The 23,467-nt window shown below is 71.6% G+C and carries 21 protein-coding genes and 1 tRNA gene; 16 read left to right on the plus strand and 6 right to left on the minus strand.

Annotation, left to right across the window (positions count from 1 at the left end):
• The first annotated feature begins 299 nt into the window (after window positions 1-299).
• The gene (locus CRP56_RS21325) at window positions 300-428 is read left to right on the plus strand and encodes a DLW-39 family protein (RefSeq protein WP_003999697.1); all 129 of its coding nucleotides are present in this window, start codon (window positions 300-302) and stop codon (window positions 426-428) included.
• Window positions 429-679: 251 nt separating this feature from the next.
• Window positions 680-1,948 carry a hypothetical protein gene (locus CRP56_RS21330; RefSeq protein WP_257040852.1) on the plus strand — a complete coding sequence of 423 codons (1,269 nt, stop codon included), beginning with the start codon at window positions 680-682 and terminating at the stop codon, window positions 1,946-1,948.
• Between the two features lie 64 nt (window positions 1,949-2,012).
• Here CRP56_RS21330 and CRP56_RS21335 read toward each other — a convergent pair whose 3' ends face one another.
• A complete protein-coding gene (locus tag CRP56_RS21335; RefSeq protein ID WP_097266298.1) occupies window positions 2,013-3,752 on the minus strand; it encodes a serine/threonine-protein kinase in 1,740 nt (579 codons plus the stop codon).
• A 190-nt stretch (window positions 3,753-3,942) separates the two neighbouring features.
• Entirely contained in the window at window positions 3,943-4,491 is a 549-nt protein-coding gene (locus tag CRP56_RS21340; protein WP_097266300.1) for a helix-turn-helix domain-containing protein, read from the minus strand.
• A 183-nt stretch (window positions 4,492-4,674) separates the two neighbouring features.
• Between CRP56_RS21340 and CRP56_RS21345 the strand changes: the two genes are divergently transcribed.
• Both CRP56_RS21345 and CRP56_RS21350 read left to right on the plus strand, forming a co-directional pair.
• Window positions 4,675-4,747: transfer RNA gene (locus tag CRP56_RS21345), tRNA-Ala, on the plus strand.
• Window positions 4,748-4,880: 133 nt separating this feature from the next.
• A complete protein-coding gene (locus tag CRP56_RS21350; RefSeq protein ID WP_097266302.1) occupies window positions 4,881-5,867 on the plus strand; it encodes a transaldolase family protein in 987 nt (328 codons plus the stop codon).
• Here CRP56_RS21350 and pabB read toward each other — a convergent pair.
• Together pabB and CRP56_RS21360 are read right to left on the minus strand one after the other, a co-directional pair.
• Window positions 5,805-7,889: an aminodeoxychorismate synthase component I gene (gene pabB, locus CRP56_RS21355; protein ID WP_097266304.1), complete on the minus strand. Its 2,085-nt coding sequence runs from the start codon at window positions 7,887-7,889 to the stop codon at window positions 5,805-5,807. The two genes, CRP56_RS21350 and pabB, sit on opposite strands and share 63 nt — an antisense overlap.
• An 82-nt stretch (window positions 7,890-7,971) precedes the next feature.
• Window positions 7,972-8,703, minus strand: a complete 732-nt coding sequence (locus CRP56_RS21360; RefSeq protein WP_097266306.1) for a methyltransferase domain-containing protein — start codon at window positions 8,701-8,703, stop codon at window positions 7,972-7,974.
• A 257-nt stretch (window positions 8,704-8,960) separates the two neighbouring features.
• Between CRP56_RS21360 and CRP56_RS21365 the strand changes: the two genes are divergently transcribed.
• On the plus strand, window positions 8,961-10,922 hold the full coding sequence (locus CRP56_RS21365; protein WP_257040853.1) for a helix-turn-helix domain-containing protein: 1,962 nt from the start codon (window positions 8,961-8,963) through the stop codon (window positions 10,920-10,922).
• A gap of 51 nt (window positions 10,923-10,973) precedes the next feature.
• Here CRP56_RS21365 and CRP56_RS21370 read toward each other — a convergent pair whose 3' ends face one another.
• Window positions 10,974-12,284, minus strand: a complete 1,311-nt coding sequence (locus tag CRP56_RS21370) for an IS701 family transposase (RefSeq protein ID WP_257040854.1) — start codon at window positions 12,282-12,284, stop codon at window positions 10,974-10,976.
• Between the two features lie 382 nt (window positions 12,285-12,666).
• Here CRP56_RS21370 and CRP56_RS21375 point away from each other — a divergent pair, with 382 nt between their 5' ends.
• From CRP56_RS21375 to CRP56_RS21415, 9 genes are all read left to right on the plus strand, one after another.
• Window positions 12,667-14,139 (plus strand): AMP-binding protein, encoded by a 1,473-nt coding sequence (locus CRP56_RS21375; protein WP_097266308.1) that lies wholly within the window; start codon window positions 12,667-12,669, stop codon window positions 14,137-14,139.
• Window positions 14,136-14,414 carry an acyl carrier protein gene (locus CRP56_RS21380; protein WP_097266310.1) on the plus strand — a complete coding sequence of 93 codons (279 nt, stop codon included), beginning with the start codon at window positions 14,136-14,138 and terminating at the stop codon, window positions 14,412-14,414. The genes CRP56_RS21375 and CRP56_RS21380 overlap by 4 nt, the downstream gene beginning before the upstream one ends.
• 44 nt (window positions 14,415-14,458) lie before the next feature.
• The gene (locus tag CRP56_RS21385; RefSeq protein WP_097266312.1) at window positions 14,459-14,833 is read left to right on the plus strand and encodes an ectoine synthase; all 375 of its coding nucleotides are present in this window, start codon (window positions 14,459-14,461) and stop codon (window positions 14,831-14,833) included.
• A 22-nt stretch (window positions 14,834-14,855) separates the two neighbouring features.
• Entirely contained in the window at window positions 14,856-15,989 is a 1,134-nt protein-coding gene (locus CRP56_RS21390; protein ID WP_097266314.1) for an acyl-CoA dehydrogenase family protein, read from the plus strand.
• 14 nt (window positions 15,990-16,003) lie between these two features.
• Window positions 16,004-16,684 carry a transglutaminase-like domain-containing protein gene (locus CRP56_RS21395; RefSeq protein WP_097266316.1) on the plus strand — a complete coding sequence of 227 codons (681 nt, stop codon included), beginning with the start codon at window positions 16,004-16,006 and terminating at the stop codon, window positions 16,682-16,684.
• 10 nt (window positions 16,685-16,694) lie between these two features.
• Window positions 16,695-17,657, plus strand: coding sequence for a pseudouridine-5'-phosphate glycosidase (locus tag CRP56_RS47630; RefSeq protein ID WP_097266319.1), 963 nt, complete (start codon window positions 16,695-16,697; stop codon window positions 17,655-17,657).
• Window positions 17,654-18,352, plus strand: a complete 699-nt coding sequence (locus CRP56_RS47635) for an HAD family hydrolase (RefSeq protein ID WP_097266320.1) — start codon at window positions 17,654-17,656, stop codon at window positions 18,350-18,352. Before CRP56_RS47630 ends, CRP56_RS47635 begins: the two co-directional genes overlap by 4 nt.
• Before the next feature lie 142 nt (window positions 18,353-18,494).
• Window positions 18,495-19,937, plus strand: coding sequence for an MFS transporter (locus CRP56_RS21410; RefSeq protein ID WP_097266322.1), 1,443 nt, complete (start codon window positions 18,495-18,497; stop codon window positions 19,935-19,937).
• Complete coding sequence (locus CRP56_RS21415; RefSeq protein ID WP_097266324.1) at window positions 19,937-20,743, plus strand: hypothetical protein; 807 nt, start codon at window positions 19,937-19,939, stop codon at window positions 20,741-20,743. Before CRP56_RS21410 ends, CRP56_RS21415 begins: the two co-directional genes overlap by 1 nt.
• A 102-nt stretch (window positions 20,744-20,845) precedes the next feature.
• Here CRP56_RS21415 and CRP56_RS21420 read toward each other — a convergent pair whose 3' ends face one another.
• On the minus strand, window positions 20,846-21,547 hold the full coding sequence (locus CRP56_RS21420) for a DUF5324 family protein (protein ID WP_097266326.1): 702 nt from the start codon (window positions 21,545-21,547) through the stop codon (window positions 20,846-20,848).
• 283 nt (window positions 21,548-21,830) lie between these two features.
• Here CRP56_RS21420 and CRP56_RS21425 point away from each other — a divergent pair, with 283 nt between their 5' ends.
• Window positions 21,831-22,364 (plus strand): peptidylprolyl isomerase, encoded by a 534-nt coding sequence (locus CRP56_RS21425; RefSeq protein WP_097266328.1) that lies wholly within the window; start codon window positions 21,831-21,833, stop codon window positions 22,362-22,364.
• 105 nt (window positions 22,365-22,469) lie between these two features.
• The gene (locus tag CRP56_RS21430; RefSeq protein WP_097266330.1) at window positions 22,470-23,357 is read left to right on the plus strand and encodes a rhomboid family intramembrane serine protease; all 888 of its coding nucleotides are present in this window, start codon (window positions 22,470-22,472) and stop codon (window positions 23,355-23,357) included.
• Window positions 23,358-23,467 lie beyond the last annotated feature (110 nt).

The raw sequence follows: 23,467 nt of genomic DNA on the forward strand, positions 1-23,467 counted from the left end.
TCATGATGTGTATGAGGGTCGCGAAAGCACGGACCGACGCCCATGGCGCGTCGATCTTCAGATGAACACCACCCGGATGGACGCAAGGGGCCCGAAATCCGGAGCAGAGGGGAGGGATCGCATCAAAGTCACCGTGTGTGGAGGTGTGATCACCCTCCGATCGGAGCGGCGTCATCCGCTTCTATTGCGGTGCCGAAGGCGGAAGTTGAGGGGCTGACGCAGGTCACCGATCGGTATCGGACGGTGTGTATAGTCGGGCGCCAGAGGTCCCCTACGTCAAGGAAAGACGAGGTCGCGCGGTGAAGAAGCTTCTCCTGGTCGCACTGGCCGCCATCGGCGGGCTCCTCGTGTACCGCCAGATCCAGGCGGATCGCGCCGAGCAGGATCTGTGGACGGAGGCGACTGACTCCGTGCCCACGGGTTCGTGAGCACTGACACCCGATTCTGAACAGACCCCGGCCGCCGCTGCGGTCGGGGTTTTGCGTTCCCTGAATCATGGGGTGGCCTGAATACGGGGGTGAGCGGGGGTGAGCGCCGCCCCGGCTGGGCAGGATGGGCCACGGTCCGGCGACGGTCCGGCGACGAGGAGAGGTGGCGGGTTGCGGTGGGGCGGCGTACCGTGCGGTGGCGTTCTCGGCCGTGGACCGCTCTGCGCCCGGCACTCGTGGGAGCGGTGGTCGTGGCCGTCACCCTGATGGGGCAGACGGCGTCGATTGCGGCTGAGTCCGAGGGGTCGTACGGCTTCTCGGCCGATGACCAGCCGGTCGACGGTGCCGCGGGCACCGGGGACGCCGAGCTCCTCCTCCCCGGCAAGACCTACAAGAGCTCCCTTCCGGCGGACGGCGACGTCTACTACCGCCTCGAACTCGACGACACCTCCGACGCGTACGTCTCCGTCACCGCTGTCCCGCGCGCGGGTGCGACGGTGACCGCGTCGGACGGCATCAGGGTGACCGTGCAGGACGCCGACAGCCGCAACTGCTCCATCGAGAGCGATCTGGTGGGTGCGGGGCGCAGTCCGCGGCCGATCGTGGTGTCGGGGACGCGGGAGATCTCCCCCCGGCGGACGGCGTGCCAGGAAGACGGCTCCTACTACGTGATCGTCCACCGCATCGCCGGGACGGGCGGGACACCGGACGACTGGGATCTGGAGCTGGCGCCGTTCCTGGAACCGCGGCTCGAGAAGGCCATGGGCACCACTCCGCCCGGGAGCCCGGACCCGGACTCCGACTCCACCTCGCCCGGTGGCGTCACGGGCGCGGCCACACCCCGCTCCGGAGGCACGGGCTTCGGCTCGGCCGCGCCGGTGGAGCAAGGGGTCTGGAGGGCTGACATCTCCCCCGGCCAGACGCTCTTCTACGCGGTACCGGTCGGCTGGGGGCAACGCCTGGGCGCCACCGCGGAACTGGACAGCACGATCCGCGGCCCTTATGTGGGCGGCGCCCTGACCATGTCCCTCTACAACCCCGCGCGCGGTCCCGTCGCCGACGTGAGCTTCGGCTACAGCGGCAGCCAGAAGGCGGTCGCGCTCCGCCCGGTACCGCCGGTCGACTACGCCAACCGTTACGACTCCTCCGGCGCGGTGCGCGGCATGCGGTTCGCCGGCTCGTACTACCTCGTCCTCCATCTCTCCGAGCAGATGGGCGAGGAGTTCGGTGCGGGGCCGTTCGGAGTGATGTTGCGCGTCGGGGTCGACGGCTCGGCCCAGGCGGGGCCCGCGTATGACGGACGGTTCCAGCCTCCGGGGCCCTTCGAGGTGGCGGCTCAGGGGCAGGGGCCGGGGGCTGGGGTTGCCGGGGGAGGTGACGGCGGTGGCGGGGCTGCGGGGGGCGGCGATGCGGTGATGACGGTGGTCGCTGTCGCCGGGATCGGGGGCGGGACTGTGCTGCTGGGGGTGCTCGGGGTGTGGACGGTGGTGGCTCGGCGGCGGGCTGGGGGCGCCGCGTAAGGGTGGCCGGCTGAGTGGAGCGGCGGGGGCCGCATCGTCGGCTTGCTCGTGGGGGGTGGGTTGATCAGATGCGGGTCAGTGCCCAGAAGCCCACGGCGTAGCAGGTCAGCGCCAGGAGCAGGAGGGGGAGCGTCACCTTGGCCGGGGGGCCCGGGCGGCGGCGGGCCCTTGAGCCGCGGCGGCGGGGGATTGGCTGAGCCGGAGGCGGAACCTGCGGGACCTGAGCGGTGTATGAAGCGGTAGAGGCATCGGCGGGCTGACGCGGGAGCGGTGGGGTCAGGGGCGGTGCCGGGTGGGGTGACTGGTGCGGTTGGTGCGGCCGACCGGGCTGATCGTGCCGGTTGGGCTGGTGGGGTGCTTCGGGGCGGGGGGTGGGCAGGACGTGCGTGGGGTCGTGGGGGGCGATCGAGGCTGGGTGCGTGGGCTGTTGTGGTGTGCCGCTGTGCTGTGGTTCTGGTGCGGTGGTCTGGGGAGGCGGCAGGTGGAAGCTGCCGGTGTCCGACATGGAGGGCGGCTGCGCTCCGGTCGACGGGTCCGTGGTGGGAGGGTGCTGGGGGCGGGGTGGCGTGTTGTCCGGCGTGGGGCCGGTGGCGGTGCCTTGTCGGGGGCCGGGTGGTACGACTCCGGGGGCGGGCGGTACGACTCCGGGGGCGGCGGCGTGACGGGGGTCGGTCGTACCCGTACTCGCGGCGGCGTGACGAGGGTCGGTCGTCCTCGAACTCGCGGCGGCGCTATGCGGATCAGCAGTTCTCGAACTCGCGGCGCCGCGACGGGGATCGGTCGTCACCGAACCCGTGCCGGGCCATACGGAGTCGGAGGACCTGTCCGTGTCCGGCCAGGAAGAGTCCGTCGGGTCAGCGGGCGCGCCCCGCGCCTCCCGTGCCGCCCTCGCCCCCCGGGTCGTCTCCACACCCGGTGCCGGCTTGAGTGGTCCCTCGGGGCCGAACCCTGGTGGCAGGGGGCCGAGTTGGTCGAAGATCTCGATCAGCTCGTCGTCGGGGCCCGGTTCGGGCAGGAGTTCCATGGCCGAGGCGAGTGCTTTGCGCGCCCCCGTGGCCGTGCGGAACCGCGCCTGCGGATCGGGCTGGAGCAGGGTGGCCACGACCTGCCAGAGCGGCTCGGGTATGCCCTTGGGCGCCCCCGGTGTCCCGTGCGCCGCGAAGTACTGCACGAGCGCCTTGGTGTCGGGCCGCGCGCCCTCCAGGAGATAGAGGGCGACCAGTCCTACGGCGAACAGGTCGGCGGGGAAGTCCGGTTCGGAGCCCATCATCTGCTCGGGCGCGATGTATCCCGGCGTCCCCACCACGAGGTCGGTCTCCGTCAGGCGCGCCTCGCCCAGCCGCATGGCGATGCCGAAGTCGGACAGCCGCAGCCGGGGGCGGCCGGCGCCGGTGGCCTCCAGCAGCAGGTTGGCCGGCTTGATGTCCCGGTGGACGACGTCCTCCGCGTGCACCGCGGCCAGTCCGGACAGCAGCTGGTCCAGCAGTGTGCAGACGAAGAACGGCGGCAGCGGGCCGTAGTCCCCGACCAGGTGGACCAGCGAACCGCCGCCGACCAGGTCCATGGTGAACAGGACCTTGTCGTCGTCGGCGGCCCAGCTGGCGGGCGCGAGCACATGGGGGTGGTCGATCCGCAGCGCCTGCTCACGGACGAACCGCAGCAGGGAGTGCGCGTCTCTCTGCTGGAGCACCTTGGCGGCGACATAGCGCCGACGCCGGTGGTCCCAGGCGCGCCAGACCGCGCCGACGCCACCGCGCCCGATCGGGTCGACGAGTTCGTACCGGCCGGCGAAGACCTCACCCATGGCTGTGCGTCGCTCCTCCCCCTTCGGTCTCCCCCCTTGCTTCCCCCACTGCGGGGGATACGACTCCCGTCGTATCCCTCAGAGATGAGTGACACCCCTCATGCCCCCGGGTCCGGTGGAAGGACACGCCCCCGCGTGTCGTTCTCCGGTCCCTCTGTGGTGAGGCGCGACCCCCTCGCGCCTCGCCGGGTCAGCTCTGGTGGGACTGGTAGTGCGTGACGGCGTCGGAGGTGCGGCCGGCGCCGTAGACCCGGAGGAACTCTGCCAGTTCCGGGTGGGTCGGGGCGAGGGTGTCGGCGGCGTCGATGATGTCGCCGGCGGCCGCGACCGAGCGCAGCAGCGACTGGATCTCGCGGACGACCCGCTTGACCGTCGGCGCTCCCGAACTGTTCGTCGAGGTCGTGGTGTTGCTGAGCACCGAGCCCCCCTGGGACTTCTTGATCTCGTCCATCCGTTCCGTCGCCTCGGCGGCGCTGACGCTGCCGTCCGCGACCTGGCCCGCCAGGTCCTGGAGCAGCTGCACGCGCTGCACCACGGCCGGGTTGCCGATCTTCGCCCGCTGTCCGCTCATCAGCTGCGACAGCATCGGTGCCGACAGTCCCAGTACCCCCGCGAGACGAGCCTGGTTGAGGCCAAGATCGTCTATGAGCTTACGGAAGAGCGCCCCCAGCGGCTCCCCGTACCAGTTCCGCTGCAGTTCCCGCGCTCTTGCGGTGGCTTCCTGCTGTGCGGCGTCCATTGCGTCTCCCCATCGCTTCCCCAAATACCGCGGTTCGCTGTAGCGAACCACGCCGAGCATCTTACGGAGAGTGGTCATTCATCGGGACCCCCAATCTTTTTGCGAGATACCCCTGGCGACCCGGTACTCTGGTCTGCGGCGCCCGCCGGTGGTGTGACTCCACCGGACGGACGTTCCTTTTCCGGGGCCTTAGCTCAGTTGGTAGAGCGCTGTCTTTGCATGGCAGATGTCAGGGGTTCGACTCCCCTAGGCTCCACAACAAAGAACCCCCTGACCTGTGGGAACACGGTCAGGGGGTTTTTCTGTGCGGACGGAGTGTGCGGAGACCTGACAACGTCTGGATGACGACAGTGACGTGTTCCAGCCAATCCCCCTAGGTTTGGGGGGTGATGACGTCTGAAGCTATGGGGCTCCTCGAGGAGCTCGCCGCCGAAGGGGTCGCGCCGTGGTGGGACGCGGGCCCGCAAGAGGGCCCGGGGGTGCTCGACGCCGTGCGGTGCGGGTTCCGCGGTGTCCGGATGGCGTCCGGGACGCCGCTGGGCGCGGTCCGGGCGGCGTGTGACGCGGTGCGGGTGCGCGGCGGCTTCGTGTCGGTCGCCGCGGCCGCCTTCGACGGGGCCGACGACCCGGAGGCGTGGGTGGCGGCGGCCCGGATGCTGCGCAGTGCCGTGGACCGGCCGAACGTGCTGGTGAGCGTGCCGGCGACAGCGGCCGGCATCGACACCGTGGCGGACTGCCTGGCCGAGGGGATCGGCGTCGAGTCCACTCTGGTCTTCTCGGTACGTCAGTACCGGGCCGTCCTCGCCGCTCAGGAGGCGGGCCTGGTGCGCGCCCGGGAGCGCGGTGTGGAGCTGGCGGGCCTGGGCACGGCCGCTTCGTGCGAGCTGGGGGCGCTGGAGGACGAGGTGGACGCCCGTCTCGACCGACGGCCCGGCGCCGCGGCGAGCGCGCTGCGCGGCATAGCCGCCCTGGCCGCCGCCCGGCTGCTGTACCGGGCGCGGGAGACCGCGCTGGGCGGTGAGCGCTGGCAGAGCCTGCGGGCCTGCGGTGCCCGGCCGCCGATGCTGCTGTGGTCGGGGATGCGGGCCGAGCAGGTGCGGACCCTGGTCAGCTGGAACACCGGGCATGTGATGACGACGCAGACGGTGGAGGCCGCGGCGCGTGGCCGGGCGCTGGAGGGCGACACGCTGCTGGGCTGTCATGAGCAGTCCCTGCGCGAGCTGCGCTGTCTGGCCGAGTGTGACGTCGACGTGGACGTCGTAGGAGAGGAACTGCTGCGGGCCCGGTCCCCTTGGGGAGCCGGGCCCGCGGTGTCAGTGGGCGGCCGTCGGCAGCGGCTGCCGCAGGTCGGCGAAGCCGGTGCCCGCCAGCGCTAGCAGCGGGGCCGCCTTGACGACCGTCTCCTCGAATTCGTCGGCCGGGTCGGACAGGGCGACGATCGCGCCGCCGACGCCGTACCGCAACCGGCCCGGGGTGACGACGGCGGTGCGGATGACGACGCTGAAGTCGGCGGCGCCGGTCAGGGAGAGGTAGCCGATGGCGCCGGAGTAGATGCCGCGCGGGCCGTTCTCCAGGCGGTCGATGATCTCCATGGTGCGCGGCTTGGGCGCGCCGGTCATCGACCCCGGCGGGAAGGCCGCGCGCAGACAGCGCACCGGGCTGCTGTCGGGGCGCAGCCGTGCGGTCACGGTGCTGACGAGCTGGTGGACGGTGGCGTAGCTCTCGACGGCGAAGACGGGGTCGGCCCGGACGCTGCCGGTCTCGGCGCAGCGGCCCAGGTCGTTGCGGACCAGGTCGACGATCATCAGGTTCTCGGCGCGGTCCTTCTCGTGTGTGCGCAGGTCGGCGACGAGGGCGGCGTCCTCCTCGGGGGTGGCGCCGCGCGGGCGGGTGCCCTTGATGGGCTTGGACTCCACGACACCGTCGGCCGAGACGCGCAGGAACCGCTCGGGCGAGGTGGAGAGCACCGACAGCTCGCCGAAGCGCAGGAGGGCGCCGAAGGGGGCGGGGCTGGTGCGCCGCAGGAAGCGGTACGCCTGCCAGGGGTGCACGTCCGCCGTGGCCTCGGCCATGTTGGTCAGGCAGATCTCGTAGCTCTCGCCTGCGGCGATCTCCTCCTGGCAGGCGTCGATGAGCCGGAGGTAGGCGTCGCGGTCGTGGCGCAGCCGTACCTCCCCGAAGGGGGCCGGGGGTTCGGGCGGCGGGGCCGGGAGGGCGCCGGTGAGGGTGGTGAGGCGGCGGGCGGTGGCGTCGAGCCAGGCGCGGGCGGGCTCCGGGTCGTCGGGCTCGGCGAGGGCGAGGAGGTGGGTCGTACCGGTCTCGTGGTCGAGGACGAGGGCGCGGTCCGTGAAGACCATCACGGCGTCGGGCTCCTCCGCGCGCGGGCCGGGCGGGGCGCCGCACTCCGCCTTGAGGCCGTAGCCGAGGTAGCCGGTCCAGCCGAGGGCGAAGTCGCAGGGGAGCGGCGGCACTTCGACGTCGAGGGCGGCCATGTCCCGGTCGAGCCAGTCCAGGAACGGGCCCTCCACGGTCTCCTCGGAGGTCGCCGAGCGCACGGTGACGGTGTTGGTCGCCACGTCCGCCGTGGCCACCCGGGCCAGTGGTCCCGAGGCGTCGCCCATGACGGAGAAGCGGCCCTGGCCGTCGCGGCGGCTGCTGTCCAGCCAGAACGCGTGGTCGGCGGCGTGGAAGAGACGGTCGTGGAGCGTCTCGTCGTCGCAGGGCGTGGGGACCTGGGCGGTGAGCACGCGCAGGGAACGGGTGGGGGTACGAGGCAGCGGCGCCGGGGGCCGGAGTGTCACCGTCTCGCGCCGGCGGCCGACGCCGGCCCGGGCCAGGCGGTGGAAGTTGGCCAGCAGCTCGTCGCCGTACTGCGAACAGATCGACTCGGGGTGGAACTGCACGCCCCACAGCGGCCGTTCCCGGTGTCGCAGGCCCATGACCACGCCGTCCGGCGTCCACGCGGTGACCTCGAGGCGGTCGGGGAGGCCGGTGACGGCGAGGGAGTGGTAGCGCACCGCCTCGAACGGCGAGGGCAGGCCGGCGAACAGGCCCTCGCCCTCGTGCAGCACCGGCGAGGTGCGGCCGTGCCGGGGCTCCGGGGCCCGGCCGACGCTCGCCCCGTTCAGCAGCCCGATGCCCTGGTGGCCCAGACACACACCGAGCAGCGGCAGGTCCGTGCGCTCGACGATCTCCCGGCTGATGCCGAAGTCCGCGGCGCGCTGCGGGGTTCCGGGGCCGGGCGAGATGACGACGGCGTCGAACTCCGCCAGCAGGGCGGGGTGCCAGTTGGGGTCGTCGTTGCGGACGACCGTCGGCTCGGCGCCGGTGACGCGGGCGAGCTGGTGGACGAGGTTGTAGGTGAACGAGTCGTGGTTGTCGACGAGCAGGGTGCGCATGGAAATCCGGTCTCTCCGCAGGTCGGATCCGTGGGGTGCGGGCGGCTGGCCAGGACGATCTGGAGCGGCAGGTGCTCGACGGTCAGCCGACCGGCACGATCTGGAGCAACAGGTGCTCGACGATGTCGTTGCCGTACTCCCCCTCGCGGACCTGGCAGCTCTTGAGGACCCGCAGCTCGCGGCCGGTCTCCTCGGCGATGCGGGTCAGGCAGGGGTGGTCGCCGCGGCTGCTGAAGTGCAGCAGGGCCCGGCCGCCGGGCGTGGTGCGCAGCGGGGCCTGCTCCAGGTAGCGGCGGTGGGTGCGGTAGCCGGCGTCGACGTAGGCGCGTTCGTGGGCGGAGCGGTACTCGTAATGGTCGGGGCCGAGCACGTAGTTGGAGCTCCAGAAGACGGTGTCGAAGCGTTCGTCGGCGTCGAGACCGGAGAACAGGTCGCCGTGCACGGCCCTGACCCGGTCGGTCACGGCGTGCCGACGGGCGTTGCGGGCCGCGTTCTCCACCGCCCGTACGTTGATGTCCGAGGCGACGACCGGGGTGTGGCCGGCCAGGGCGGCGGTCACCGCGATGGCCCCCGTACCGCAGCCGATCTCCAGGAACGAGCCGCCGCGCACCTCGTCGGCGCCGGGGCCGGTGAGGCCGAGGAAGTCCAGGGCCACGCCGGTCGACGGCGAGTACACCGGCGCGAACACCTCGTCCAGCAGGTCCCATTGCCGTCCGGCGAGGGTGAACACGTCCGGCCGGTCGGCCCGGTTGAGGGACTGTCGGCTGCGTTCCAGGGAGCGTTGGTAGTCCTGCACCTGCGGTGTGTACGGCATGAGTCCCCACCCGTTCCGGTCAACTCGCGGCGTCGCACTGTGCGTTGCCTGTGCTGCCGAGCGTGACGGGCGGGGCGGACGCGGCGGAAGGTGCTCCGGCAACAGCGCGGGCCCGCAGGTTTGGTGGCCGCACCACCGTCGACGCCGTTGACCTGCGCTTTTGATGTGACCCGATCAAGGACTGGTTGACCCTCGGTAAAAACCTGAACTAGGTTTTCCGGAAGGATCTGGTCCATGCTCTGGGGGAGGGCCGCGGGTTGCAGACCGGTGGGGGCCTGCTGGACGCGTATGTGCTGGCCATGCTCGACCTGCTGGCCAGAGAGGCGCCCGCCCAGCGCTTCGAGGAACTGCTGCGCCAGGCGGCCGACGCCGGCGTCGACGGCACGGACCTGGCGCAGCTGACCCAGGCCAAGGACCGCTCGCTGGAGGTCAGACAGCTGTTCGCGCGGCGTCAGCAGCGCGAGGCCGGACTGTCCGCGCTGGTCGACACGGCACGCGATCTGACGCACCCGTACAGCCTGGACACCCTGCTGGCGGTGATCACCCGGCGGGCCCGGCTGCTGATGGGCCTCGACATGTCCTGGGTGAGCCTGCACGGCGACGACGGGGCGTCCGAGGTCAGAGCCGCGGACGGCCATGCCTCGGCGATCACGGTCGGGTTCGAGGTGCCGTTCGCCGGCGGGGTCGGAGCGCACGCGCAGAAACGGTCCGCTCCCTTCTGGACGCCGGACTACCTGCACGACGACAGCTTCGTCCACAGCGAGACCATCGACCATGTGGTCCGTTCCGAGGGACTGCGGGCCATCATGGCCGTCCCGCTGCGCCACGAGCACTCCACACTCGGCGTGCTCTATGTCGCCGACCGCAACATCCGGCACTTCCTGCCCAACGAGATCTCCCTGATGGCCTCGCTGGCCGACCTCGCGGCCGTCGCCATCGAACGGACCCGGCTGCTGGAGCGGACCCGCACCGAGGTCGCCGAGCTTGCGGGTGACGTCTCGCAGGCCATGGACTCCTCGGCCGCCGTGCGCCGCCTGCACAGCGTCCACCGCGGCCTGATCGACCTCGCTCTCGGCGGCAGCGACCTGACCGCCCTGCTGGAGCGGGCCGCCGCCGAACTGGGCGGCCCCCTGCTGGTGCGGGGCGCCATCGGCAAAGATCTCGCGTGTACGGAAAACTTCCCGGATTTTTTGTCGGGCACCGAATCTACCCGCATAGACAACCGCACGGACGGCTCCCCGCTCGACCGTCTGTGCCTGGACGCGCAGGCCGCCGAAGGGCCCGTACGCTGCGACGACGGCACCGGCGGCGTGCTCTCGGCGTGCCCGGTCACCGGCGGCACGGAGAGCCTCGGCACCCTGCTGCTGCACGGCGCCCGGCCCCCGTCCGAGACGCAGGAGCAGCTGCTGGGCCTGGTCGCGCAGGCCGTCGCGGTGCAGCTGCTGATGCAGCGCAGTTCGGCGGTGGCCGAGGGCCAGGTCAGGGACGAGCTGCTGCACGACCTGCTGCACGTCTCCCAACTGCCGCCCACCCAGCTCGCGGCCCGCGGCCGCCGGCTCGGCGTCGACCTCGCCGAACCGCACGTGGTCGTGGTGGTCCGCCCGGAGGGCGGTTCGCAGAGCCGGGCCAACGCCTGGGCCTCGGCGTGCGCGCACCGGCTGTCGGGGCTCAAGTACGTCGACGGGGGCCACATCGTGCTGCTGCTGCCCGGCGACGACCCGTCGGGCGCCGCCAGATCCGTACAGCGCGAACTGTCCGTCGTCCTCGGGCATCCGGTGACCGGTGGCGCGGCCGGGCCGACCACCGCGCCGGACGACGTCCGCCGCGTCCACCAGGAGGCCCGGCGGTGCCTGGAGGCCCTGACCGTGCTGGAGGGCGTCGGCGGGACGGCGTCGCCGAAGGAACTGGGGTTCCTGGGCCTGCTGTTGTCGGAGAAGCAGGACGTCGAACGGTTCGTACGGTCGGCCGTCGGGCCCGTACTGGACTACGACCACCAGCAGTCGACCGAGCTGCTGCGCACGCTGGAGTCGTACTTCACCTCCGGCAGCAGCCCCACGCGGGCGGCGGAGCTGCTGCACGTCCACCCCAACACCGTCTCGCGCCGCCTGGAGCGGATCACCGACCTGCTCGGCTCCGACTGGCAGGAGCCCGCGCAGGCGCTGGAGGTGCAGTTGGCGCTGCGGCTGCATCGGACGCGGCATCTGCTGGGCGGTGGGTAGTAGGGCAGGCGACGGGTTCAGGTGCTGCGGGCAGTAAGGCGTACGACGGGATCAGGCGCTGCGTGCCGGTGCCGTGCTGGCGCCGGAGGTGTCCAGCGTGCGGGCCGCGTAGGCGACGGAGGCGAGGGTGGTGTGGCGGTGCCAGCCCTTGAAGGAGCGGCCGACGAAGTCCCGTAGCCCGACCTGCTCCCCGGTCGTGGCGCAGTCGCGGGCCACCCGGCGGGCCAGCTTGGCCAGCCTCAGCAGGGCGGGGACCGGCATCCGGTCCAGATCGGTCAGCCAGAACTCCGTCGGCGGGTGGCGCGGGTCGGTCTGGGGGCCGGTCCGGAGGCCGCTTCGGGGGCCGCTTCGGGGGCCGGGCCACTCGCCGAGCAGCAGTCCCGGCCGTCCGTCGTCCGGCAGCGTCACCGGGACGCCCACCACCAGCGAGCTGCGTACGGCCGCCGGGCCGGCCAGCGGATCGGCCCACTGGACGGGGCGGCGCAGGGCCCGCACCGAGTCGGCGATCCGCTGCGCGGCGAGCGGCCCCGCGCCGAAGCCGGGCAGCGACGGCTCGGCCACGGCCAGCGCGGTGCCGCCGGGCACCCGCACCAGCAGCGGTACGCCGGCCTCCCGGTAGCGCCGCATCGCCGTACCCAGGTCCGGGCCCGCCGCCCCGAGAATCACGGGCCGGCGCGGCAGCTCCCACTTGAGCGTGGACCGTACGACAGCGGCCGCGCACTCCTCCAGCGTCTCCTCGCCCGCGGCCTCGGGGATCTCCGCCCGGCGGCGCCGTTCCGCGTCGCGGATCCAGCCGCCGGGCAGATGCAGCCGCCAGTTGACCGGCGCGCTCGCCTGCTCGGAGGCGAACCAGAGGCCGAACGCCTGCTGCCCGCTGTCCGGCCGGCCCGCGCGCCGCACGAACTGCCGGCCGACGCCCACCGAGTGCTCGCCGACCTTGGGGATGGCCATCGGCTGCACCACCCAGGCGGCCGGGGTGACGGCGTCCTGGAGGCGCTGGGCCAGGGCCGCCCGCAGCGGTGACCAGTCCCAGGTGGAGGCGGCGATGAGGTGGTGCAGGCTCTGCTCGGCCGCCCCGCCGCCGACCGCGGAGGCGATCCGGCGCACCGACTTGCGGCCGTCCGCGGCCAGCAGTCCGCGCACATACTGCTCGGCCCACCAGCGCTGGTCCTTGCGGCGCAGCACCTGCGGGAAGAGCGCGGCGGACAGTTCGGCCACGACGTCCGGCGGCTGGTGGAAGCCGGCCCAGCCGAGGTCGGCGCCGGGGCGGTCGAAGACGGCCTGGCTGAAGCCTGCGTTGAAGTCGGCCTCGCTGAAGACGTTCTCGCTGAAGGCGGCTTCGCTGAAGACGGCTCTGCTCACGGTGACGCCTGCCTCTCGCCCTGCTGACTTCTGACGCGTCCCACCCTGCCGAGCGGCCGGCTGTCCGGAGGAGGTGCCCGGAGAACCCCGTCCGCCCCGCGGATGGTGGCCGGACCACCACACCGGGCCGTCGAGCGACGGACGAAAGCGCTCCGCACGGACTCCGGGAGGTGGTCCGGCCACCATCCGCGGCCCGGCGCCCCCTTTTCCCGGGGGCGACCTGACGGATTCCTGTGGACCTGATGAGGATCCCGGACCGTCCTTGTGACACCCCCGGCCCGCTCCACACAGTGAGGGTCGTGATCAACGCCCGGCACCGGGGCCCGACCGCAGGGCAACCGGTTCCCGCCGGGTTCCCTTCACCACCGTCCGGGGGCCGTTCATGCCGTCACCACACCTAGCCGACGCCGTCGGCGCCCAGCGCGAAAGACGTGCCGACCGCGTCGCCCTGTCCTGCTGCCACCAGAGCGTCACCTACCGGCAACTCGACGACCTGACCTCGGCGTTCGCCGACCGACTGGACCACCTTCGCCTCGCGCCGGGTGCCGTCGTCTGCGTCCCGGCGCACAAGTCGCCGCAGACCGTCGCCCTGCTGCTGGCCGTGTTCCGCAAGGGCCTCATCGCCCTCGTCCCCTCACCCGACCTGGGGGCCGAGGCGCTGGCCCGGCTGAGCCGGCAGGCACGTGCCGTGCAGCTGCTTGGAGCGGACGAGCGGGGCACGCTGTCGGCCGAGCCGATACCGCACGACGAGACCGAGGCGGCCGGGTTCGCGATCCCCGCCCCCGGCCGCACCCGCCTGCTGCTCACCACCTCCGGTTCCACCGGGACCCCGAAGATCGTGCCCATCCCCGCCGACGGCTTCACCGCCTTCGCCGACTGGGCGACCCACGCCTTCGGCCTCACCGACGACGACGTCGCCCTCTCCTACGCCCCCCTCAACTTCGACCTGGCACTGCTCGACGTGTGGACCTTCCTACGGCTCGGCGCCCACGTCGTCCTCGTCGGCAAGGAGCAGGCCGCCGACGCGGGCCGGCTCGCGGAGCTGGTGAGCGGGCGGGGGGTGACCTTCGTCCAGGGCGTGCCGATGCTGCACCGGCTGCTCGCGCAGGGTCCCGCCCAACCCACCGTGCGGCAGGCCGTGTTCACCGGCGAGGCGATGCCGGCCGACCTGCTGTCGGCGGTGTTCGAGACCTATCCCGCAGCGCGCTTCCACAACGTCTTCGGCTGCACGGAGACCAACGACTCCTTCGTGCACGAGGTCCCCCGCACCCCGAACCCCCAGACCCCGCTGCCGATCGGCCGCCCCCTGCCGGGCGTACGCGCTCTCGTACTCGCCCCCGACGGAACCCCGCTGGACGGCCCCGGCACCGGCGAACTCGTCGTCTCCACGCCCTTCCAGACCGACGGCTACCTCCGCACCGCCCTCAACGAGCAGGCGTTCACCGAGATCGACGGCCACGCCCACTACCGCACCGGCGACATCGTCACCCGCGCCGCGGACGGCCTCGTCCACCTCGAAGGACGCGCCGACTGGCAGGTCAAGGTGCGCGGCATCCGCACCAACCTCCAGGAGGTCGAGGCCGTCATCACCACCCACCCCGATGTCGCCGAGGCGGTCGTCGTGGCCCTGCCCGACGACCAGGCGGGCGCCCGCCTGCACGCCAGGGTCACCCTGCGCCCCACCGCCGCGCTGACCGGCCTCGGCCTGCGCAGCCACGTGGGCGCACGGCTGCCCCGGCACGCCATCCCGTCCTCGGTCCACCTCACCGACCAGCCGCTGCCCCGCACCTCCACGGGCAAACCCGACCGCAACCGGATCAGAGACGACCGCATGAAGGAGACCGCGACCGCATGACGACCACACCCACCCCCCACGTCATAGCCGACGAACTGCGCGCCCACATCGCCGCCGAGTACCTGGCCGGCGAGGACGCCTCCGACCTCACCGACGACTTCGACCTCATCGCCTCCGGCGTCATCGACAGCCTCGGCCTCGTCCGGCTGGTGTCCCACATCGTGACCGCCTATCAGGTGCCCGTCGACGACCTGGAGCTCAAGCCGGAGCACTTCCGGAGCATCACCGCGATCACCGAGCTGATCGTCCGGCACTCCGCGCCCGCCGCGGCCTGACCCCGCACCACCCCCCACCGTTCGACAACCCGAGGAGTACTCCTGTGTTCACGCGCAACGTAGACGAAGTCGCCCCCGTCGAGTGGGGCAACGGCACCAGCCACCGGCTGCTCGTCGAGGCCGACGGAATGGGCTTCGCCTTCGCCGTGACCCTGGTCCGCCAGGGCACCACGAGCGCGCTGCAGTACCGCAACCACCTGGAGGCCTGCTACTGCGTCGCGGGCTCCGGCGAGGTCGTCGAGAAGGACGGCACCCGGCACAAGATCATGCCGGGCACGATCTACGTCCTCAACGAGCACGACCCGCACTACCTCATAGCCTCCGACTACGAGGACCTGCACCTCGTCTCGGTCTTCAACCCGCCGATCGTCGGCGACGAACGGCACACCCTGTCCGAGGACGGCTTCTCCCAGTACTGACCAGCCTGAGCTAGGAGCAGCCATGTCCGACCAGCCACCCCCCTCCGATCTCCTCGACCTCATGGCCCCCTGGGCCGACCGCCTCAACGCCGATCTCGAAGACCTCGACCACAGGGCCGAGTTCTCCCGGGACAAGTGGGCCGCCGTCCAGGACTCCGGCCTTCTGCGCACCCCCTTCGCCGCCGCGTACGGCGGCCACGGCCGGTCCCTGACCGAGACCATGCGAGCCCTGGAAGGACTGGGCCGCGTCTCCCACGACTCCGGCCTGTCCTTCTCCGCCTCCACCCAGATCGTGTCCGTGGGCACACCCCTCCAGCGCTTCGGCGACGACGACCTCAAGGAGCGCTACCTCCCCAAGATCGTCTCCGGTGATCTGATCACCGCCCACGCCATCACCGAGGAGTCCGGCGGCTCCGACGCGATGAACATCTCCACCACCGCCGTCCGCGACGGCGACCACTACGTCGTCAGCGGCGGAAAGATGTTCATCACCAACGCCCCCGTCGCCGACGTCTTCCTCCTCTACGTCCGCACCGGCGCCCCCGGCCCGTTCGGGCTGACCTGCCTCCTCGTCGAGGCCGGGACGCCCGGCCTGGAGGTCGGGCCGGCCATGGACAAGATCGGGCTGCGCACCAGCCCGCTCGGCACCCTCACCTTCGACGAACTGCGGGTGCCGGTCGCCCAGCGGGTCGGCGGGGAGGGCGCCGGGTTCCTCGTCCTGGACCACGTGATGAAGCGCGAGGTCCTCTACTCCTTCTCCATCACGCTCGGCGAGATGACCCGCCGCCTGGAGGAGACGGTCCGATTCGCCAAGGACCGCACCCAGTTCGGCCAGTCCATCGGGAAGTACCAGGCCATCTCCCACAAGATCGCCACCATGAAGATCAGGACCGAGACCGCCCGCAAGTGGCTGCGGGACACCGGCGCGAAAGTGGAGGCGAGCAAGGACGCCGCCCTCGACCTCGCCGCCACCAAGACCGTCGTCTCGGAGGCGAACGTGCAGAACGCCCTCGACGCGGTCCGCATCCACGGCGGCCGCGGAGTCCTCACCTCCCACGGCGTCGAACGCGGACTGCGCGACTCCGTCGCCGGGACCATCTACTCCGGCACCAGCGAGATCCAGCGCACCCGGATCGCCAGCCTCCTCGGCCTCTGACCAGGGAACCAGCCATGACCATCACCGACGTGCCCAGCAGCCTCACCGCGCCCACCGAGTTCCTGGACTACGAGTCCGACGCCGTCCAGACCTTCATCGACGACGTCATCACCGACCGCTCGGCCGACCGCCGCGAGAACGCCGTGAAGCTGTACTACGCGGTCCGCGACACCGTCCACTACGAGGTCTACGGCGCCGACCTGTCCCGCGAGGGCCTCAAGGCATCCCGCACCGCCACCGCCAAGTCCGGCTTCTGCCTGCACAAGTCGGCCCTGTTCGCCGCCGCCGTACGCGCCCTCGGCATCCCCTCGAAACTGGTCTACGGCGATGTCCGCAACCACCTCGCCTCGCCCCGCCTGATCGAGCACATCGGCGGCGACGTCTTCTTCCACGGCCTCACCCAGATCCACCTCGACGGCCGCTGGGTGAAGGCCACCCCCGTCTTCAACAAGGTCCTCTGCAAGCTCTACGGCATGCAGGCCCTGGAATTCGACGGGCGCACCGACAGCCTCTACCACCCGCACGGCAGCGGCGCCGCCATGGAGTTCCTCAAGGACCACGGCGCCTTCGACGACCTGCCCTACGAGTTCGTGATGGCGTCCATGCGCACCGCGCACCCGCGGTTCCTGGACGGCGCCGGAACCGGCACGGTCTCCGGCGGCTCGCTCGCCCTCGAAGCCACCCCGAACAGCTGAAGGAGCCCCCATGTCCACCCGCACCGCCACCCTCGCCCCCGACCCCACCCTCCTCGACATCGACGAGGAGGTCCGCGAGGCCCTGCACGAAGGCCGCCCGGTCGTCGCCCTGGAGTCCTCGGCCATCCCGCACGGCCTGCCCTACCCCGCCAACCTCGACCTCGCCCTCGACATCGACGCCGCCGTCCGCGCCGAGGGCGCCGTCCCCGCCCGGGTCGCCCTGCTCGACGGCCGGATACGCATCGGCATGACCAAGGAGCAGCTCGAACTCTTCGCCGCCGACCCCGCCGTACCCAAGGTCAGCACCCGCGACATCGGCATCACGCTGGCCCGCGGCGGCTCCGGCGCCACCACCGTCTCGTCCTCGCTGGTCGCGGCGGAGCTGGCCGGCATCAGGGTGTTCGCCGTGGCCGGCATCGGCGGCGTGCACCGGGACGCCCCGGACACCTTCGACATCTCCGCCGACCTCGTGCAGTTCACCCGCAGCAAGGTGGCCGTGGTCTGCGCGGGAGCCAAGTCGATGCTGCACCCGGCATGGACCCTGGAGTGGCTGGAGACGGCCGGCATCCCCGTCCTCGGCTACCGCTGCGACGACTTCCCCGCCTACCTGAGCGTCAGCACCGGCCTCCCCAACCCGCACCGCCTGGACGACCTGCGCGAGATCGCCGCCGTCGTCCTCGCCCACTGGCGGGCCGGCAACCACACCTCCCCGCTGATCACCCACCCGATCCGCGAGGAGGACGGCATCCCGTCCGCCGACATCGAGGCCGCCCTCGCCGGCGCCACCGCCGAGGCCAAGGCCGCGGGCGTCACCGGCCCCGCCATCACCCCGTACCTCCTCAAGGCGATCTCCCAGGCGACCGCGGGCCGCACCTCGGCCGCCAACCGGTCGGTCCTGCTGTCCACCGCGAGCCTCGCCGGGCGGTTCGCCGCCCAGTTCGCCCTCGAACTCGCGGCGGGAGCGGACTCGTGACGGCCGCCCAGGGACCCGACGCCGTCCTCTTCGACCTCGACGGCACCCTCCTCGACACCCCCGGCGCCATCGCCGGCGTCCTCGCCCGGGTACTGGAGCGCACCGGCCGCCCCGACGTGGCCGACGACCGGATCCGCGCCACCGTCGGCAAACCCCTGGGAGCCGTCTTCGCCGAACTCACCGGGCTCCCCGAGGAACACCCGGACGTGACCACCGCGGTCGCCCTGTTCCGGGACCTGTTCCGCGAGGAGGTCGTTCCCAAGGCCGCCGACCTGGTCTTCCCCGGCATACCCGAACTCCTCGGCAGGCTACGGGCCGAAGGCCGCAGGACCGCGATCTGCACCAGCAAGATCCGGGCCAGCGCGCTCGAACTCCTCGAACCCGCGGGCCTCCTCGACGCCTTCGACGCCGTCGTCTGCCACGGCATGGCCCCGCGCGGCAAACCCCACCCCGACCTGGCCCTGCTCGCCGCCCGCTCGGTCGACGTGCCGCCCGGCCGCTGCGTGGTCGTCGGCGACGCCGTCGACGACATACGGATGGCCGCCGCGGCCGGCATCCCCGCGATCGGCGTCACCTACGGCGTCGCCACCCGGCACCAACTGACCGAGGCGGGAGCCGGGGCGGTCGCCGACACCGTCGAGGAACTGGCCCAGACGCTCGCCCCCGCACGAGCCCACCAGTCCCCGCACCTCTGACGACACGACAGACGAAGCCGCCGACAGCGATCTTGACGGCACGACAGATGAAGCAGCCGTCAGTGATCCTGACGGCACCACAGATCACGCCGCTGACAGCACACCCGACGGCACGACTACAGAACCAGGCGGTCACCCCACCATGCCCCTACCCACCACACCCCCCGCGCCGGCGGCGTCCCGCGGACTCCTCGGCGGGCTCATCACCCTCTCCGCGGCCCAGTTCCTCATCGCGCTCGACTTCTCCGTCATCTTCGTCGCCCTGCCCGACATCAGCGCCGACCTGGACCTGTCCGGCACCGCCAACCAGTGGGTCGTCAGCGCCTACTCCGTGTTCTTCGCCGGCTTCCTGATCGTCGGCGGACGGATCGGCGACCGGCTCGGCGCACGCAAGCTCTTCATGGCCGCGCTCATCCTCTTCGGCGTCGCCTCACTGCTGGGCGGCCTCGCCGCCAACGCCGCCCTGCTGCTGATCACCCGCGCCCTCCAGGGCATCGCCGCGGCCTGCCTCCAGCCCTCGATCCTCGCCCTGGTGAACACCACGTTCCCGGCCGGAAAGGAACGCACCCGGGCGCTCGCCGTCTGGGGCACCGTCGGCGCCAGCGGCCTCGCCGCCGGTGTCGTCATCGGCGGCCTGCTGACCAGCATCTCCTGGCGCTGGACGTTCTTCGTGAACCTGCCCTTCGCCGTGCTGTGCGTGCTCGCCGCCCCCAAGTTCCTGCCGGGCAAGGCCGAACACGACCGCACCACCGCACTCAACGTCCTCAACGCCGTGCTGTGCACCGCCACGGTCCTCGTCTCCGTCTTCGGCCTCACCCTCGCCGCCGACGCCGGCTGGACCGACCCCCTGACCCTCGGCAGCTTCCTCGCCGCAGCCGTCCTCCTGGTGCTCTTCGCCGGACGCGAGCGGGTCAGCACCCAGCCCCTGGTCGACCCCGTACTGCGACGCACCCGCAGCCTCGTCATGGGCTGCTCCTCCTCCGCCCTCTACATGGCCAGCGTCGCGGGCGTCGAGTTCTACCTGGTGACACTGCTCCTCCAGGACGGCCGCGACTACGCCCCGCTCGCCGCCGGCATCGCCTTCCTGCCGCTCGCCGCCTGCATCACCTTCGGCAACATGATCGCCGGAAAGATCATCGGCCCCTTCGGCGTACGCCGCTCGCTGACCCTGGCGTTCACCGTCGGCGCGCTCGGCCTCGCCCTGCTCGGCGTCTCCGCCACCCACCACGGCTACCTCGCCGCGATGCTGCCCGGCCTCGTCATCAGCGGACTCGGCCACGGCATGATCTACACCTCGATGTTCGTCGGCGGCACCCGTGACGTGGACGACCGCAACCAAGGCGTCGCCGGTGCCCTGATGACCACCACGCAGTACGCGGGCGGCGCCTTCGGAGTCGCCGCCCTGGTCCTCGTCCTCGGCACCGACCCCGGCGACGAAGCCTTCCGTACGGCGTTCCTGCTCGCCGGAGGCGTCGCCCTGGCCGGCGCGGTGATCGCCTGGATCGGCTTCGGAGCGACCACGGAAGCCACCGACCGGACCTCGCAAGCCACGGAAGCCACCCCCACCCCGGTGGGTGAACACTGATGACCACCCCCGCAGCCGCCCGCGTCGGCATCCTCGTCATCCACAACGACCCCGTGCCCGAGACCGAGATCTGGCGCATGGCCCCCGACAACGTCTCAGTCCACACCGCCCGCTTCGAGTGCCCCCGCCCCGCCGACACCGAGTACGTCGGCAGCCCGGCCGCGGCACTCGCCAACACCCCCGACGTCGTCCGGGGCCTGGACCAGCTGGGCCGGCTGGGCGCCCACAGCATCGCCCTCTGCTTCGGATCCAGCAGCTTCTTCGGCGGACCCGCCTTCGACACCGAGTTCATCGAAGCGGCCGGCGCCCACGCCCACGGCGTCCGCGTCTACACCGCGGCCACCGCCATCACCGCCGCCCTCCAGACGACCGGTGTGCGCCACCCCCTGCTCGTCATGCCGCCCTGGTTCACCGAGCCCACCTTCCGGGCCACGGAGGAATACCTCGGGAAACTCGGCATCCACGACACCAGCCTCGTCCAGTTCCAGCTCGGCCCGGAATGGGACGGCATCCCCCGCTACAACGCCTTCGACGAGGGCGCCCACTGGACGATCGACCCCACCGACGTGCACCAGCAGGTCGTCAAGGCCTTCCACGCCCCCGACACCCCACGCCCCGACAGCGTCCTGATACCCGGCAGCGGCTTCCCCTCCCTGGGCGCGGTCGCCCCCCTGGAACAGGAACTCGGCGTCCCGGTCATCACCTCGAACCAGGCGGTGCTCTGGTACGGCCTCCAGCTCACCGCACCCGACAGCGCCCCGGACCCGGCGACGGCCGGGAGCCTCTTCGGCCGACGTTTCACGTGAAACATCGCTGTGGGGCGGAAGGCACCTTCACCCTTCCGCCCCACAGCACCACTCACAGAGCCGACTGAACCCATCGGCCCCATCGGCTCAAGGCATCAGCTGTCACCGCCCTTCGTCGCGGTGCGCCGCCTCCTCCTCAGCCTGCTTCGCCTGCACCTCGGGGTCGAGAACGGACTGACCGCTGCCGTCCACAGAGGTCAGCCGACCCGACTCGGGCACCTCCGTCGCGGCAGGCGGCTCGACCAACCAGTCCGGGTTGGCCTGCTTGTCCCACCACTTCCACGCCGCGAAAGCGCCGCCCGCGAGCAGGCCGGCAACCGCCAACGCCTTCGCAATACGGCCGGCCCTCGCCCGCCGCGCATGCTTACGCGCCAGCTTCTCGATCTCCTTCGGCGAAACCTGGCCACGCAACGCGGCCAGAGCGGCCACCCCACGCGCAGCAGCCTCGTCCTTCACGGGCCCGGCCGCGGCCACGGCCTGCTCGATCCTCGGCCGTGAATAATCAGCGGCCTGCCGGGCAGCCTTACGGGTGCGCTCGGCGGCCTCATGGGCGGCCTGGTCGACCTTCGGCGGCACATGTGTACGGGCCTGTTCCAGACGCGGCGCGACATGCGCGCCGTACTGGACGCGGGCTTGCTCGGCCGCCAGTGACACCCTCGGCGCGAGCCGTACGCGCGCCTCGTGTGCGTACTGCGAGGCCCTGTCCTTGGCCGTGTCGGCGTAGGGCGCCACCACTTCCGCGGCGTGCAGCACGCTGTCCTTCGCCGAACCGGTCGCGGCGCGCACGCTGTCAATGCGGGTCACGGGAATCCTCCTCCTCGGTGGCGTACGGTAATTCGACTTTCCACCCTTTTACGGATCATGCATGCCAACAGCCAGAGAGGCATGCGAGGGCGGGCATACGGGGCAACGGGAGCTTGCCGTCGACAATGCCACGGATCGCCGAAGAGCGCGCCCGACCCGGGAGGACTCGCCCCTTTTTCTCTGAACAGCGTCTGAACGAGACCTCCACCGAGGCGACGGGCGCCGAACCGCCCAGGCCGTGCGAGGATCGCAGAGTCACAGAAAGACAACGGAAGGCACCACCGTGGCAGAGCAGCTCTACGCCACCCTGAAGACCAACCAAGGCGACATCGAAATCCGGCTGCTGCCGAACCACGCCCCCAAGACAGTCCGGAACTTCGTCGAGCTCGCCCAGGGCGAGCGTGAGTGGACCCACCCCGCCACCGGCGAGACATCCACCAACAAGCTCTACGACGGCACGGTCTTCCACCGGGTGATCAACGACTTCATGATCCAGGGCGGCGACCCCCTGGGCAACGGCACCGGCGGCCCCGGCTACCAGTTCGAGGACGAGTTCCACCCCGACCTCCGCTTCGACCGCCCCTACCTCCTGGCCATGGCCAACGCCGGCCCCGCCACCAACGGCTCGCAGTTCTTCATCACCCTCGGCCCCACGACCTGGCTGAACCGCAAGCACACCATCTTCGGCGAAGTCACCGACGCCGGCAGCCAGAAGGTCGTCGACACCATCGCCGCCACCCCGACCAACCCCAACACCAACCGCCCCCTCAGCGACGTCGTCATCGAAACCGTCGTCGTCGAGACCCGCACCCACTGACACCGGCACCCGCAGGGAACCACCCGCAGGGAACCAAACGCCCCGCCCATCCGTAAGGAGGGACGGGGCGGTTTCATTGCATACGACGACGTAGGGGACGACCTCATGGACCAGGCGCCAGGCAGCCCGCGACAGGAACAGGCCCTGCCCGGCTGCTACCGCCACCCCGACCGCGAGACCGGCATCCGCTGCACCCGCTGCGAACGCCCCATCTGCCCCGAATGCATGATCAGCGCCTCCGTCGGCTTCCAGTGCCCCGACTGCGTCCGCGACGGCTCCGGCACCGGCCACGCCCCGGACGCGGCGACACCCCGCACGCTCGCCGGAGGGACGGTTACCACCGACCCCCGCCTCATCACCAAGCTCCTCGTCGGCATCAACCTCGCCGTGTTCATCGCCGTCCAGTATTCGGACTCGCTCCTCAGCGATCTGGTCCTCATTGGCGTCTGGCCACCGGCCCCCTTCACCCCCACCGAAGGCGTCGCCGACGGCCAGTGGTACCGCCTCGTGACCTCGATGTTCACCCACCAGGAGTACTGGCACATCGGCTTCAACATGCTGAGCCTGTGGTTCCTCGGCGGCCCTCTCGAAAAAGCCCTCGGCCGCGCCCGCTACCTCACGCTCTACCTGGTCTCCGGCCTCTGCGGCAGCGTCCTGGCGTACCTGCTGGCCTCCCCGAGCACCGCCACCCTCGGCGCCTCCGGCGCCATTTTCGGCCTCTTCGGTGCCACCGGCGTCCTCATGCGCCACCGCAACTACGACCTGCGGCCGATCATCGCCCTGCTGGTGATCAACCTGATCTTCACCTTCAACCCGAGCTTCAACATCTCCTGGCAGGCCCACATCGGCGGCCTCGTCGGCGGCATCGTCATCGGCTACGCCATGGTCCACGCCCCGCGCGAGCGCCGCGCCCTCGTCCAGTACGGGACCTGCGCGGTCGTCCTCGCGGTGATCGTCATCATGACTCTGCTGCGCACGGCCCAGCTCACCTGAGCGCGAAAAGGCCCGTTGTCCACAGCGGGTTAGTAATCTTGTGCATAGTGTGCGCGAACAACTGTGCCCCCGGTCGCTGACCTGTGTTTCCGCAGGTCAGGCAGGGGGCG

This window comes from Streptomyces sp. TLI_55, from assembly GCF_900206255.1.
Taxonomy (GTDB): Bacteria; Actinomycetota; Actinomycetes; order Streptomycetales; family Streptomycetaceae; genus Streptomyces; species Streptomyces aquilus.